Genomic DNA, 394 nt, shown 5'->3' with positions numbered 1-394 from the left:
AGACAGCAATAACCAAAACCCATCCGTTAACGAAACTGGATAAATAAGGTGATAATGATTTCCAAATACGCGTTTATATAGGTGTTAGATCTTTATCAGAATAGCCAATGAAATCAGCTGCTGTAACATTGATAATATCACCACATTTTGGATCAAGTCCTGCAGCTGTTGCCACCATCTGCTGAATACGATTAATTACATCATTAATGAAACTTTCAGAATCCCCATTGTTACCTTTTGCAAGAACCACGCGTGCACGATCCACCACAATAGCAACCGCCAGTTTTTTCACGCTATAACCATCCTTAACAGTGGAAATAATCTTAGAATTAATTTCATAATTAGTCGTGTCTTCGCGACGGTCTTTTTTATCAGTTGAACGTTCTCCGCCGCC

1 protein-coding gene is annotated in these 394 nt (G+C 38.8%); it reads right to left on the bottom strand.

Annotation, left to right across the window (positions count from 1 at the left end):
* Positions 1 to 73: 73 nt before the first annotated feature.
* Positions 74 to 394, bottom strand: a 321-nt coding sequence (locus J7R05_RS08805; RefSeq protein WP_281388249.1) for a flagellar M-ring protein FliF C-terminal domain-containing protein, incomplete at its 5' end; no start/stop codon positions are given.

The sequence above is a fragment of the Bartonella capreoli genome (assembly GCF_902813205.1).
In the GTDB taxonomy this organism is placed as follows: domain Bacteria; phylum Pseudomonadota; class Alphaproteobacteria; order Rhizobiales; family Rhizobiaceae; genus Bartonella; species Bartonella schoenbuchensis.
This window is presented reverse-complemented; position numbering and strand designations above follow the sequence as displayed.